This window comes from Chitinophaga sp. (genome assembly GCF_036569185.1).
Lineage (GTDB): Bacteria > Bacteroidota > Bacteroidia > Chitinophagales > Chitinophagaceae > Chitinophaga.
Window position 1 is genome coordinate 1 of the sequence record NZ_DATCRD010000145.1, and the last position, 13,157, is coordinate 13,157.

Annotated in this window: 12 protein-coding genes; 5 read left to right on the forward strand and 7 right to left on the reverse strand. The window is 45.9% G+C overall.

The window, feature by feature from the left end:
* The 3 genes from VIM72_RS10215 to VIM72_RS10225 form a co-directional block, all read right to left on the reverse strand.
* Positions 1 to 101, reverse strand: a 101-nt coding sequence (locus VIM72_RS10215) for a carbamoyltransferase N-terminal domain-containing protein (protein ID WP_332002746.1), incomplete at its 3' end; no start/stop codon positions are given.
* Positions 102 to 156: 55 nt separating this feature from the next.
* Positions 157 to 411: a hypothetical protein gene (locus tag VIM72_RS10220; protein ID WP_332002735.1), complete on the reverse strand. Its 255-nt coding sequence runs from the start codon at positions 409 to 411 to the stop codon at positions 157 to 159.
* 147 nt (positions 412 to 558) lie between these two features.
* Positions 559 to 1,077 carry a nicotinamide-nucleotide amidohydrolase family protein gene (locus VIM72_RS10225; protein ID WP_332002736.1) on the reverse strand — a complete coding sequence of 173 codons (519 nt, stop codon included), beginning with the start codon at positions 1,075 to 1,077 and terminating at the stop codon, positions 559 to 561.
* Positions 1,078 to 1,289: 212 nt separating this feature from the next.
* Here VIM72_RS10225 and VIM72_RS10230 point away from each other — a divergent pair, with 212 nt between their 5' ends.
* Positions 1,290 to 2,204, forward strand: a complete 915-nt coding sequence (locus tag VIM72_RS10230) for an SDR family oxidoreductase (RefSeq protein WP_332002737.1) — start codon at positions 1,290 to 1,292, stop codon at positions 2,202 to 2,204.
* A gap of 56 nt (positions 2,205 to 2,260) precedes the next feature.
* On the opposite strand, the gene ligD is transcribed toward VIM72_RS10230, so the two are convergent.
* Entirely contained in the window at positions 2,261 to 4,867 is a 2,607-nt protein-coding gene (gene ligD / locus VIM72_RS10235; protein ID WP_332002738.1) for a DNA ligase D, read from the reverse strand.
* Between the two features lie 28 nt (positions 4,868 to 4,895).
* Positions 4,896 to 6,416, reverse strand: a complete 1,521-nt coding sequence (locus VIM72_RS10240; protein WP_332002739.1) for an FAD-dependent oxidoreductase — start codon at positions 6,414 to 6,416, stop codon at positions 4,896 to 4,898.
* Positions 6,417 to 6,567: 151 nt separating this feature from the next.
* Here VIM72_RS10240 and VIM72_RS10245 point away from each other — a divergent pair, with 151 nt between their 5' ends.
* Genes VIM72_RS10245 through VIM72_RS10255 form a run of 3 tightly spaced genes read left to right on the forward strand, consistent with a single transcriptional unit; the run spans position 6,568 to position 8,325 of the window.
* Positions 6,568 to 6,753, forward strand: coding sequence for a hypothetical protein (locus VIM72_RS10245; RefSeq protein WP_332002740.1), 186 nt, complete (start codon positions 6,568 to 6,570; stop codon positions 6,751 to 6,753).
* 13 nt (positions 6,754 to 6,766) lie between these two features.
* Complete coding sequence (locus VIM72_RS10250) at positions 6,767 to 8,092, forward strand: sorbosone dehydrogenase family protein (protein ID WP_332002741.1); 1,326 nt, start codon at positions 6,767 to 6,769, stop codon at positions 8,090 to 8,092.
* 29 nt (positions 8,093 to 8,121) lie between these two features.
* The gene (locus VIM72_RS10255) at positions 8,122 to 8,325 is read left to right on the forward strand and encodes a hypothetical protein (protein WP_332002742.1); all 204 of its coding nucleotides are present in this window, start codon (positions 8,122 to 8,124) and stop codon (positions 8,323 to 8,325) included.
* Between the two features lie 59 nt (positions 8,326 to 8,384).
* Here VIM72_RS10255 and VIM72_RS10260 read toward each other — a convergent pair whose 3' ends face one another.
* Together VIM72_RS10260 and VIM72_RS10265 are read right to left on the reverse strand one after the other, a co-directional pair.
* Complete coding sequence (locus VIM72_RS10260) at positions 8,385 to 9,668, reverse strand: HAMP domain-containing sensor histidine kinase (RefSeq protein ID WP_332002743.1); 1,284 nt, start codon at positions 9,666 to 9,668, stop codon at positions 8,385 to 8,387.
* Between the two features lie 42 nt (positions 9,669 to 9,710).
* Positions 9,711 to 10,385 carry a response regulator transcription factor gene (locus VIM72_RS10265; protein ID WP_332002744.1) on the reverse strand — a complete coding sequence of 225 codons (675 nt, stop codon included), beginning with the start codon at positions 10,383 to 10,385 and terminating at the stop codon, positions 9,711 to 9,713.
* Positions 10,386 to 10,665: 280 nt separating this feature from the next.
* Between VIM72_RS10265 and VIM72_RS10270 the strand changes: the two genes are divergently transcribed.
* Positions 10,666 to 13,062 carry a TonB-dependent receptor gene (locus tag VIM72_RS10270; RefSeq protein WP_332002745.1) on the forward strand — a complete coding sequence of 799 codons (2,397 nt, stop codon included), beginning with the start codon at positions 10,666 to 10,668 and terminating at the stop codon, positions 13,060 to 13,062.
* Positions 13,063 to 13,157 lie beyond the last annotated feature (95 nt).

A 13,157-nucleotide genomic window follows, 5' to 3' on the forward strand; every position in this document is an offset into this window, starting at 1 on the left:
TGCGTGAACCGCTCGTCTTCCACCGCCGCTATCAGCTGCCCGTCTTTTACCAGGCAGGCAGCTGAGTCATGAAATGCGGCATTTATACCTAATGTATACATCTCCTGAAATTAAAATAAGCATTAAAAAATGGGTTAGTAAGGCAAGCGCTGATCCTCATTGACTGGATGCATTCTCTTCATCCCAGTCGATGTTATCCGCTTCTTCATCTGAAAGATTATTTTCTTCCAGGTCATTTTCATCTAAAACAGGATCAGTATCTTCTACTTCCTGGTCTGCTTCTTCATCAGCAGTTAATCCCGTAGCCTGGTCTTCTTCTTCCCGGGCGGCGCTTTGCGTATTGGCATGGCTGCTGAAACCTCCGCCTGCCTGTTTGTTGGGAGTGGCTTGTTTTGATGTTTGCTTTTCCATAGTCTGAGTTTTTTTTAAAGCTGGTTCAAAGACTACGCCATGCCATCCCTCTAAAGCGATTGCTCCGCATATGCGGAAAGTGTTACCCATTCGTTGGGTAATCCGGTTACAGTGTGGGAGTTATTTTTCAGCATGTAACCGCTTGTATTATTTTTTTACGGGAGAATAAGGAAGATGCAATGCTTCCCTGAAAAGCATCAGCAGCTCGTGGGTATAATACTGGCGCACTGCTACGGGGTCATCGTTTTGACCAGCTCTCAGAATACCCTGCGATACCGGGTGCCCCTTAAAGCTGAAAGCATAATAGGCAAACAGGTCGTGGATGCCCTGCTCTGGCACAGGTGAGGCATACCCGGTAACAGCAATGCCCCAGTCTGCCGCAAATAAAGGCCCTACCGCCGTTGCCATCTCCAGGGCCACTTTTTCCGAAACACAATCACACGATTGCCCGTGAATGGGATCAATATTCAGGTGCTTTGTTTTCTGTCCCAGGTTATAAGTAGTAATGCCGCCCTGGAAAAATTCCATGGCTTTTTCAGCGAGCGAAAGCGCAACCTGCAAATGGCCGGCAGTAACGCTTTCCGCCACAGCCACTGTTTGCTGGTTCCCGGTAAGCAGTTGCCGGATATGGCGCAGTAATTCAATATCAGGTTCCGATGGATGCATGTCTTAAATGTTTTCTTTATCATTCTACTAAATCCTGTGCCAACAGCACGCTGAACAGTAAGCATTACCGGGAAAGATAATAAACACAGCGTTGCTGTTATACCCCGGCTTCAGCTACGGAAAGCAATGTCATCAACCTGGTAAAATTACCCGGCCCCGTCTTTGCTGCCCACTTAATGAAATCATTTCTCCACACGCTCAATTTTTTTTCTATGGCAACCGTGAATGTTAACAACAGGAATGAATACGCATTAATTACCGGCGCTACCAGCGGTATCGGTTACGAGCTGGCTAAACTGTTGGCAGCCGACAGTTACAATCTTATTCTTGTAGCCAGGAATGAGGACCGTTTACAGGAAGTGACTGATGAACTGAAAACGGCATATGGTGTAGAAGTAACACCTATTGTAAAAGACCTGTTCATGCCGGCGTCTGCTGCTGAAATTTATGCGCAGACAAAAGATATGGGCATCAATATAGATGTGCTGGTGAACGATGCAGGACAGGGAGAATGGGGACCTTTCCTGGAAACAGATCTCAACAGGGATATCGATATCATCCAGCTGAACATTATTTCACTATTGTCTCTTACTAAATTTTATCTCAAAGAGATGCAACAGCGGAATATGGGACGCATCCTGCTGTTGGGCTCAGAAGCAGGAACTACGCCCATGCCGCTGTTGTCTGTTTATGCCGCTACCAAGGCATTCGTTATTTCCTTCGGCGCAGCGCTGTCGGAAGAATTGAGGGATACAGATGTAACCGTTACGGTGTTGCTCCCTGGCGCCACAGACACAGACTTCTTCCATAAGGCCCACCAGGAAGACACTGTTACCTATCGCGAAAAAACACTGGCTCCGCCGGAAGTAGTAGCAAAGGATGGTTATAATGCGCTGATGAACGGGGAACGGAAGATCATCTCCGGAGCGAAAACAAAAATGCACGTATGGATGAGCGATCTGCTGGGAACAACCAAAGCAGCTGTCAATGCCCGTAAACTGAATGAGCCAAGCACAGAAGCGCTCGGTGAAAAGAAACCGGAACACGCCGCTTCCCGGAAAGAACGGGAATATATCAATGAAGAAACCAAGCGCAGCGATGGTGACCTGAATCAGGATGTAAACTGATTTGTTATCCTGAAACCCTGATAATAAAGGGGCCAGCAACCGTGCAGGCCCCTTTATTATAGTAAATGCTGCAGCTTATTCAGCACTGTTTTCATATTAATACCTTTTCCCAGCAATCCTTTTAACAGGTCGCCTTCTTCTGCTATCCGCCGAGGCATGTTGTGAATATTGAAATCAGCTACTTTTAATCCCTTTTTCACTTCTTCCCAACGCAGCGGCGCCGATACTGTTGCTCCTGCTTTAGGGCGCAGCGAGTAGGCCACTGCCATTGTTTGTATCTGCCGGTTCTGCATAAAATCAAGATAGATCTGTCCCTTTCTTTTAGACGGCGTTCTCAGTACGCTGGTACTGTCCGGTAATTTTTTATTGGCAATATTCACGATCAGTTCTGCCAGCATGCGCGACTGCTCAAAGCTGTACCTGGCGCCTAACGGAATAAGTATATGCATGCCCGTAGCCCCGGACGTTTTCACGAAGGACGGGGCGCCTATTTCATCCAGGATATCTTTGATCGCCAGCGCCGTTTCAATCACTTCATTAAAGGAGTTGGTATCGGGATCAAGGTCTATCAGGCAGTAGTCTGGTTCATCAGGGTGTTGTATCCTGCTATGCCAGGGATTTAATTCAATGCAGCCGAGGTTGGCCATATACAATAGTGTGGCCCTGTCTTTACATACCAGGAACGATTTTGTTTCTCCATCTGATTCACTGGTATACGGAAAAGTGGGGATCCAGTCTGCTACCTTATCTTCCACGTTCTTCTGGTAGAAACTAAAACCTTTGATGCCTTCAGGGAACCTGTTGAGCGACTGTGGCCGGTCTTTCAGATAGGGCAGGATCGTGTCTGCAATGGCTGCGTAATAATTGATCATGTCCCGTTTGGTGATGCCTTCTTCCGGCCAGTAGAGCTTATCAAGGTTCGTGAATTTCAACAGCTGTCCGTCTACTTTTAATGCTGCCTGTTTATCGCCGTCCGGTAAAAATGTACCTGTATTTTTTTTACGAGGGGTTGTTTTTTTTACCGCAGGCGGACTAACAATTTTCACCTCCTTTTCGTCTGCTGCTTTTTTATCTTCCCTTAATCCCATAAACACCGGCTGCCGGAGTATGCCTTCCCGTGTTATCTCTGCAAATTTTACTTCGCAAACCAGCACAGGTTTCAGCCAGGTGGCCGGCATGTTGGTTTGCGGCTTTGTTTTAAACGGATGTTTTGAAGTAATAAGCGGCTGGAACTTTGCAAAAAGCTCCTTTAGCAGTTGATCGTTAAACCCTCCGCCGGTATGCCCGATATATTTCAATTCCTTGCCTTCGTATCTACCCAGTATTACCGCCCCAAAATGTTTACGGCTGTTACGGCCGGCAGTATACCCGCAAATGATGGCTTCCATCCGGTGGCTGTTTTTGATCTTTAACCAGCTCTCCGTTCTGCGTCCGCTGATATAATGACTGCCGGCTGCTTTGGCCATAATGCCTTCCAGCCCTTTGTTGATGGCGGCTTCATAAAAGGCAATGCCCTGACCGCTAATATGGTTGCTGTAAAGAATCACATCCTGGTTTACCGGAATGATCTCCGCCAGTATGGCTTTGCGTTCTTCCAGTGGCAGCTGTGTAAGGTTTTTACCATTGTACCAGGGAAGATCAAAGAGGTAATACACCAGTCGCGCTTTTTTTCCATGTTTAAAATAATTCTGTAATGCCTGGAAGTCGGGATTACCTTTTTCATCCACGGCTACTATTTCACCATCCGTTACGGCTTTCACTTTCCATTGTTGCAGGGCTGTAGTAATCACGCTGAATTTTTCATTAAAGGAAAGCTGGTTGCGTGAAAGCAATTCCACTTTGCCGTTATTAAGATAAGCTACAGCGCGGTAGCCATCCCATTTGATTTCATATAGCCAATCTTCTTTATCAAATGGGGTATTGGTAACGGATGCCAGCATGGGCTTAATGCTTTTGGGCATGGGGGCGGAGCTGCCTTTTTTTAGCAGCGCTGTAGCCTCATCAGCAACAGGCGCAGCTGCTTTTTTCTTAACTGCTGTTTTACCGGCTGTTTGTCCGCGGTTGCTTTTCCATATTTTATGATCCGGGTTTTGGGCGATCTGTTCTATTGTTTTTCCTGAGACGACTGATTTATTCTTCGTGGTGACATCTGTTTTGGAGGCATAGCGGTCTTTTACTTTCATCAGCAGCCATGCGTTCTCTCCTCTGCCAGCGGCTTTCACAAGGGCGAAACTGCCTTTGAGCTTTTTCCCTTTGAGCACAAACTTCAGTTTCCCGCTGTGCAGCTGGTGCAACAGGTCTTTCGTTTGTTGTTTTTTATCAGTATCATCCTGTTCAGCCGGTTCATAAGTACCTTCATCCCAAACCATTACTGTACCTGCACCATAATTGCCTTCCGGTATGATGCCTTCAAAATCCTTATAATTATAAGGATGATCTTCCACCATCATTGCCAGCCGTTTTATTTCCGGATCCATAGATGGGCCTTTAGGTACTGCCCAGCTTTTCAATACGCCTCTCATTTCAAGGCGGAAGTCGTAATGCAGGTGCGAGGCATCGTGCTTTTGTACAACAAAGTGTAGCGACTGGTCCTCACTTTTCCCGCCGGTAGGCTCAGGCGTTTTGGTAAAGGTTCTTTTTTGCCGGTATTTTTCCAGGCTCATATGCAAGGGGTTTATTACTATAACGTTTTCAGGAGATATCCAGTTGTTCCAATCCCTGGTCTGCCGGCGTATTGAGCACTTTGCCATTTATATCATAGCGGGCGCCGTGGCAGGGGCAGTCCCACGACCGCTCTGCGGTATTCCAGCCTACTTCGCATTTCATATGTGTACAAATTGGCTTTACTGCATACAATTTACCTTGTTCATCTTTATAAATAGCAATTTTCCCGTTTTCATATTCCACTACCTTTCCTTCGCCGGGGGCTATACCGGCGAGTGCATCCAGTTGTTCGCCGGAAAAGAATTTGCCCATAAATTGTTTCACCACATCTGCATTGTGGGAAATGAACTGGCTGAAACCGGCCACAGGTTTAATCCTGTTGGGATCAAACAATAACTCATTTTTAGGCTTCTGGCCCAGGATCAGGCGCTTTAACAATAACGCAGCTACACTGCTATAGGTCATGCCGTTACCGCCAAATCCGGTGGCTACATAAACGTTGTCTTCTGTGCCGGGAAGCCTGCCGATATAAGGCAAGCCATCTACCGGTTCATAATATTGAGACGACCACCTGTATTTTATTTCCTTTACCCTGAAGTGCTGCCTGATATGGCTTTCCAGCTTCAGGAAACATTGTTGGGTGTTTTCCTGTTCACCGGTTTTATGATCTTCTCCTCCTGCTATCAGGTATTTTTGACCGTCTATTTCCTGTGCCCGGTAGTAATGATAAGGATCATACATATCATATATAAGTTCTTCCGGGTAGTTGTCATCCTCCAGGGTGAAAGCCATCACATAGCTGCGGTACGGCGTACAGCGAAGATGCAGCAGGTTAATTCCCGGTGGAATATGCGTAGCATAGATCACCGCTTTTGATTTAAAAACGCCCGCATTCGTGGTAACAGTTACCGTGTTGTTATTGTCAACTCCTGCAACCCGGCATTGCTGCAGGATGGTACCGCCTGCTGTTTCAAATGCACGGGCCAGGCCCTGTATGTATGGTATTGGACTGAAGGTGGCCTGTTCACCGGCTTTCATGGCTTTGGTAAAAGGAATATCTACCGGGATGTTATCAATAGCGCTCATCTCCAGACCAGCTTCTGCAGATGTTCCCGCAATTTTATCCAGCTCTTTATCCTGTTCCTCATTTTGGGCAAACAGGATAGCATTTGCGTCACGGAATCCACAGTCAATTCCCCATCTGCTGATGTTGTGCCTGATCAGTGCAATCGCTTCGGTAGTACTGGTATATACCTGTTGTGCGGCTTCCCTGCCAAAGTTTTTTTGAATCACATAGTAGGGAACATCAAGCAGGGTATTTAAGTGCGCAGTTGTACCGCCGGAGGTACCATAACCAATGTTCTCTGCTTCCAGCAGCAGGCAGTTCTTACCTTCATCCTGCAAAAGAAAGGCGGTGCTTACTCCGGTAATGCCGCCGCCGATAATGATCACATCATATAAATTTTCCGGTTGAGCTTTATTACTTGCCGCAAGGGGAGTGGCGTGGTCCTGCCAGAGGCTGGTGGTATATGCATCTCTTGCTATCATAACAGTTGATTTAATATTTCAACCACATGTAAAACTATGCCACGTAAGAAAAGAAACCTTGATTTACGGCTCATACCGCTGTTTATACTGGCATGATTTTGCCGATTTTTTTTAGAGGAATAAATTTTTTTTTGATCTAAAAAGATGAGTTATGGTACAGCATGATCAGCAACAGAAACCTTCAGACAAGCCCTTTTCAAAGAGCGACCTGTTGGGTAAACAGGAGCAATCCGAGCCGGCAGAGATCCAGGCTGAAAATGATATTGAAAAAGAAGAGAACGAAGAGGAAGATATAGATGGAGAAAAAAAACAGGAAGAAAGTAGTGTCGGAGAATGAATAAAATTATTTTATGCGCACACAGCCCGTTAGAATAATTCAATGGATGATTACAGGGTTGGCCTTACTGTCTGCCTGTAATAACCGGCAGCAGTCAACAGCTGCAGATAGTACGGCCGCCCAGCAGAATGTACCCGGGGATACCTTTCCTTTACCGGATACAACGAAGTCTGTTAAGAACTTTAGCCGGGTAATCGGCTGGCCTGGTAATAAAGCACCCGTGGCGCCGGAAGGATTTACTGTTACTAAATTTGCAGATGGGCTCAGGAATCCCCGCTGGATATATGTAGCGCCCAACGGGGATATCTTCGTGGCAGAAAGCAATGCCACCAGGGCGTTTGTACAGAAGGTAGGAGATGTGGTGTCGGGAAAGGCCGCTTCTGAAAACGAAGGTAAAAGCGCCGATCGTATAACCTTGCTAAGGGATACCAACAAAGATGGAAAGCCGGATCAGCGCTATACTTTTCTTCAACAGCTGGACCAGCCTTTTGGTATGCTTATTCTCAACAACAGTTTTTATGTAGCCAATACAAATGGCGTGATGCAGTTTCCCTACAGGAAAGGCGATAATAAAATTTCCGTCGCCGGTAAGGCCATACTACCGTTGCCTGCCGGAGGTTATAATAATCACTGGACCCGCAATATAGTGGCGGCGCCTGACGGATCAAAACTGTATATATCCGTAGGCTCGGGCAGTAATGTAGCAGAGCATGGAATGGAAAATGAAAAACGCCGCGCCAACATACTGCAGGTGGACCCAGACGGAAGCAATGAACGGATTTATGCCAGTGGCCTCCGTAACCCTGTAGGTATGGACTGGGCGCCCGGAACCAATGCCTTATGGACAGTAGTGAACGAACGGGATGAACTGGGAGATGAACTGGTGCCGGATTATCTTACTGGCGTAAAGGAAGGCGCGTTTTACGGCTGGCCCTATTCTTATTTCGGGCAGCATGAAGATCCGCGCCGGAAAGGAGAGCAACCTGATTCCGTAAAAAAGGCCATCCCGCCTGATTTCCCGTTGGGGGCGCATACGGCGTCATTAGGGCTTGTTTTTTACAAAGGCAGTACATTCCCCGCAAAATACCAGCAAGGCGCTTTTATAGGTCAGCATGGCTCCTGGAACCGCTCCCGGCTGGCAGGATACAAAGTAATTTTTGTACCGTTTAAAAACGGGCAGCCATCGGGGCCGGCAGAGGACTTTCTTACCGGCTTTATTGCCGATGCTGCTGCCAGCGACGTATATGGGCGCCCGGTAGGAGTAGCTGTGGCTGCTGATGGAGCATTGCTGGTAGCAGATGATGCCGCTAATACCATTTGGAGGGTAGCGGCAAAGTAACTGATTTATTTACCTTTAAATAGTATGTTATGCCACTAAAAGACAGAACGATCGGCGGGCATGGAGAAACCAGTCCCGATCTTGGAAATGACTACAGCCGCGATATTACACGCGAAGTAACCTCCGATGATACATTGAAAAATGTAATACCGGATAAAGAAGAGAAGAAGAAAAATAAAACACAGGAGGAAACAGAAAAACATAACAAAGACACTGATAACGTGTCCGAATAAGAAAAGCCCCGGCGTGCAAATGGTGCGCCAGGGCTTTTTCAATGGTGCATGTTATTTACTTATTCTGATGTACGCGACCATGCTATCGTAAACACATGGAATCCGTTTTCAAAACGATAGCTTTCCTGCCACTTATGCAACCGGCATATTTGGCGTACAATAGCCAGTCCCAGCCCAATGCCGGTGGAGGCGCCAAAACGCCTGAAAAGCATTTCCCTGTTCAATGGAACGGCGCCGGTATTGGATATTTCCAACCGGTGGTCACCGAGGGTAAGGATTATCATATCGTGTGGGCGGCTATGCCTTACGGCATTCATAATAAGATTGGTAAGCATCACTTCCGCCAGTACTTTGTTCCCGGGTAATATTATTGCAGGTGCAATATATTTTTGTACCTGCAATTGCTTATCCTCCAGGAAATCTTCCAGCAACGACAGCTGGTTTTCCAGCATATCGGAGAGGTGGATGGACTCCTTTACGGGGAACTGGCTATTCTCAATTTTAGCCAGCAGCAACAGGTTCTTATTGATCCGTGTAACCTTTGAGAGGGATTGGTGGGCATCATTGATCAGCGCGGATTGTTCATCGGTGATCGGTTTACTTTGGTGTAGCAGGTCCAGCTTAAACTTTACAATAGACAAAGGTGTTTGCAATTCGTGTGAGGCGTTGTGCGTAAATTCCTTTTGCTGTTTATAGGCAGCCACGTTACCGGCAATTAATTTCTCCAGGTAACGGTGAAGTGTGTCAAATTCCTCGGTACCGCTGTTTTCAAACCGGATGGCATGTTGCTTATGCAGGTCGAAGGATGCTATGCTCTCTAAAGTATTATAAAAAGGTTGCCATAACTGTTTCGATATTCTCCTGTTAATAAAAATAAAGCCACCCAGTAAGATCAGGAAGAAAATAAAAGTGATACCGCCTATAGCGATAATGGTTTCATAGGATTCTTCTATATTGCTTTCCTGTGTAAGCTGCAATACTTTCCCATTGATAGTAAAGTAGGTAACAAGGCCCTGGAACCTGTCCCAGCCCTTTGCAGGGATATATTTATTTTTCCGGTAGATGTTATAAGTGGAGTCCGGGCGTAATGCCGCAACAGGCTGCAGCTGTGTTTCAGGATGCAATTTATTCCAGAGCGTGATGCTTTCGGCAAGTTCTTTATTGGAAAGTGAGAGCGCCTGCAGGTTTTGCCGGGTAGTGGCGCTTACAATACGGTTATGCTCTTTTAATTCATGTTTCCAGATGAAATCTATAATAGCATAATACGCGGGGATGCTGCAGGCCAGCACAATCCCGGCATACAGCACAAATGCTTTCATCGATTTATTAAGCAGCTTATTCATAAGGTAGTTTATAATGCAGGTGCATTAAGCTGCTAAGATAGGCTATACTTCCCAACGATAGCCGGTGGCGTAAATAGTTTTAAGGTAATTGGCGCATCCTGCCTCTCCGAGTTTTTTTTTGAGGTTTTTAATATGTGCGTAAATAAAATTATGATCGTCCAGCATACCGGCAATATCGCCGGAAAGATGTTCTGCCAGTGCGTTTTTGGAGATGACTTTATTTTTGTTGCCAATAAAATACAGTAAGAGATCAAATTCTTTTTTAGTAAGGATGACCGGGGTGGTATTAACAAGTACAGTTTTGGACAACAGGTTTATAGTAAGCTCATTTTGCCTCACAATATTCGTGTTGTTGAATTTTCTTCTCCTGATAACAGCGTATATCCTGGCCGAGAGCTCCGGTAAATGAAAAGGCTTGGCCAGGTAGTCATCTGCTCCTGTTTGCAATCCCCGTATCTTATCTTCATAGGAATCTTTTGCGGAGATGATAATAATTCCTTCTTCCCGGTCGCGTTTCTTTATTTCTTCCAGTAACCTGATGCCATCACCACCAGGTAGCATGATGTCCAGCAATATGCATTCATACTCGAACATCTCTATTTTTGCCAGCGCCTGTTGGTAGGTGCCGGCATATTCACAGGTATAATTTTCACCCGACAGATAGGAGATAATGCTCTGCGCCAGCTGTATCTCGTCTTCTATGACCAGTAATTTCATGGTACTAAATTAGATTTCAATTCTGAATTAATTCTGAACTCCTGGTCATTTAACGGGTACGGATTGTAAGCATATTTATAACTATTTGTACCTTTATTATTGTTAATTTATTGTAAATAATATAATTACGTATTAATATTTATATTTCCTGGAGATGGGTAGCAGTAAGGGTGTTCCTGCTGCGAAGGCTAATGACGGGCACATATTGAAAATGGAACTTTTCCCGATCCGTCTGAGCCATACGGCGCGATTGGTTTTTCTTTGCAGAAAATTAATCTCGTTGAAACATTTATACTTTATTCTCGGCCTCATTTTTATCAACCTTACTGTACTGGCGCAGAATGGTGTTATCAAAGGAAAGATCAGTTCTGCCGACGGCCAGCCTGCAGCATTCGTTACCATTGGATTGAAAGATACTAAAAAAGGAACGCTCACAGATGAAGCAGGTTTGTTTACACTGAAGAATGTAAAACCTGGTAATTACACACTTATCATCTCCTACACCGGCGCCAAAACGCTGCACCAGGATGTAACGATAGGCGCAGATGAAGTAACTGCTGTGAATATTGCACTGGAAGCCACTGCCAGCCAGTTGAACGAAGTAGTGGTGGATGGCACTAAAACAAGAACCATCAATAAAAGACCTGTAAGCATCGGCAAATTACCGGTACCGGTAATGGATCTGCCGCAAAGCGTGGCTATCATTGGGCATGAAGTACTGGAAGACCAGCAGGCCCAACGCCTCAGTGATGTGGTGAAGAATATAAATGGTGTGTACATGGCTTCTACAAGAGCGGGTACGCAGGAAACATTCAATGCGCGCGGTTACGGATTCTCAAGTACCAATACGTTTAAGAACGGCGCCCGTGTAAACGCAGGCGCTATGCCGGAAATGAGCTCCCTGGAAAGGGTGGAAGTGCTGAAAGGAAGCGCTGCTATCTTATATGGTAACGTAGCTCCCGGCGCTATTATGAACATGGTAACCAAGCAACCTAAATTCAATTTCGGTGGGGAAGTAAATCTCCGTGCCGGCAGTTACGGTTTGCTGAAACCCGCTTTCGATATTTATGGCCCCCTGTCGTCTAAAATAGCTTACCGTGTAAACGGTACTTTTGAAACAGCAGACAGCTATCGCGACCAGGTGCACTCCAAACGCTATTATGTAAACCCCTCGCTGTTATTCAAACTGAGCGACCGCACCGAATTACTGGTGCAGGCCGACTACCTGAAACATGATTTTACGCCTGATTTTGGCACCGGTTCTATCGCCGATACTGCCCTGATCAAAGTGCCGCGTAATACTTTCTATGGCGCTCCCTGGCAGTATGCGCATACACAGCAAACCACTGCTTCCGCCAATATTAAACATAAGCTGAATGATAACTGGTCTGTTACCGGTAACATTGCTTACTCCAAATACTACCGCGACTACTATTCAATAGAAAGGATCCAGGCAAAGAGCGACAGCACCTGGGCCCGTCCGCTGGGAAGGAACGCTACCAATGAAGACTACTACGCTGCACAGGTGGATTTAAACGGTAAGGTAAGGACCGGCGCCATAGAACATACTGTGCTTGCCGGTGTGGATGCAGACAGGTACCTGACAGGCACTTATGCATACGGTGTTCCATCTATCAACAAAACAACTGGTATCTATGATATCATCAATGTATATGACCCCAATAAATTCCCACGCCGTACAGATATGCCGGCAGACACCCTGAAAACCGTGAGCAATGCGCCGGTTAACAGGTTAGGCGTGTACGTGCAGGACCTGGTTAGTATCTCTGAAAAGATCAAGGTAATGGCCGGCATCCGTTTCTCCTACCTGCAAACCGAAGCCCCGGTTGTTTACAACTTTAAAGGTGGCAAAACACCCGGCAGCGCAAAGTATGATCATGCCTTCTCACCCCGTTTGGGCATAGTATACAAACCAATTGCCTCTACTGCTTTATTTGCCAGCTATTCCACTTCCTTCACGCCAAACAGCGGCCAGGATGTATATGGGGAAAACCTGAAACCATCCAATATAGAGCAGTATGAACTGGGGGTGAAGAATGATATCTTAAATGGTCGTTTGTCCGTTAACGTTACAGCCTATCGCATCCGGAACAACAACTATGCACAGATGGCGGCATTTCAGAAAGATGGCGTTACCCCTAACAGCAACACCAATATAAAAACACTGGTAGGAGAAACCCTTAGCCAGGGCGTTGAACTGGATATTGCCGGTCACCCGCTGGCTGGCCTGGATGTCATTGCAGGTTACAGCTATAACAATATGACCATCGAAAAAACACCTGGCCTGAAAGGAAGCTCTGTAGAAGGAGAACGCCTGGTAGGTAACCCAAATCATACTGCCAATGCCAGTGTATTTTACACTTTACAGGAAACGAAGTTGAAAGGCCTGAAACTGGGTGCAGGATTTTACTACATAGGTCAGCGCTTTGCAGGCTGGAACAACACTATCGGACAAACACAGCAATACAACAGGCTGATCTCCGTTCCTGGCTTTTCTACCCTCGACCTGAGCGCAGGATATGCTTTCAAACGTTTTGCTGTAATGGGTAAGGTTTCCAATGTTACCAATACCTACAGCTATTACGTGCATGAGAACTATAGTATCAATCCTATACCACCCACACAGTTTACAGGAACAGTGTCTTATAAGTTCTAGTATTATATCTTACTATAAATAAGAAATGCGGAAGGATCCTTTCCGCATTTCTTATTTTATCCAATCCCGATATTATTTTAAATATATGCCGGATG

Excerpts from the sequence above, each read along its gene's own strand:
- VIM72_RS10220 (WP_332002735.1), bottom strand. The coding sequence starts at position 411 with ATGGAAAAGCAAACATCAAAACAAGCCACTCCCAACAAACAGGCAGGC.
- VIM72_RS10225 (WP_332002736.1), bottom strand. The coding sequence starts at position 1,077 with ATGCATCCATCGGAACCTGATATTGAATTACTGCGCCATATCCGGCAA.
- VIM72_RS10230 (WP_332002737.1), top strand. The coding sequence starts at position 1,290 with ATGGCAACCGTGAATGTTAACAACAGGAATGAATACGCATTAATTACC.
- ligD (WP_332002738.1), bottom strand. The coding sequence starts at position 4,867 with ATGAGCCTGGAAAAATACCGGCAAAAAAGAACCTTTACCAAAACGCCT.
- VIM72_RS10240 (WP_332002739.1), bottom strand. The coding sequence starts at position 6,416 with ATGATAGCAAGAGATGCATATACCACCAGCCTCTGGCAGGACCACGCC.
- VIM72_RS10245 (WP_332002740.1), top strand. The coding sequence starts at position 6,568 with ATGGTACAGCATGATCAGCAACAGAAACCTTCAGACAAGCCCTTTTCA.
- VIM72_RS10250 (WP_332002741.1), top strand. The coding sequence starts at position 6,767 with ATGCGCACACAGCCCGTTAGAATAATTCAATGGATGATTACAGGGTTG.
- VIM72_RS10255 (WP_332002742.1), top strand. The coding sequence starts at position 8,122 with ATGCCACTAAAAGACAGAACGATCGGCGGGCATGGAGAAACCAGTCCC.
- VIM72_RS10260 (WP_332002743.1), bottom strand. The coding sequence starts at position 9,668 with ATGAATAAGCTGCTTAATAAATCGATGAAAGCATTTGTGCTGTATGCC.
- VIM72_RS10265 (WP_332002744.1), bottom strand. The coding sequence starts at position 10,385 with ATGAAATTACTGGTCATAGAAGACGAGATACAGCTGGCGCAGAGCATT.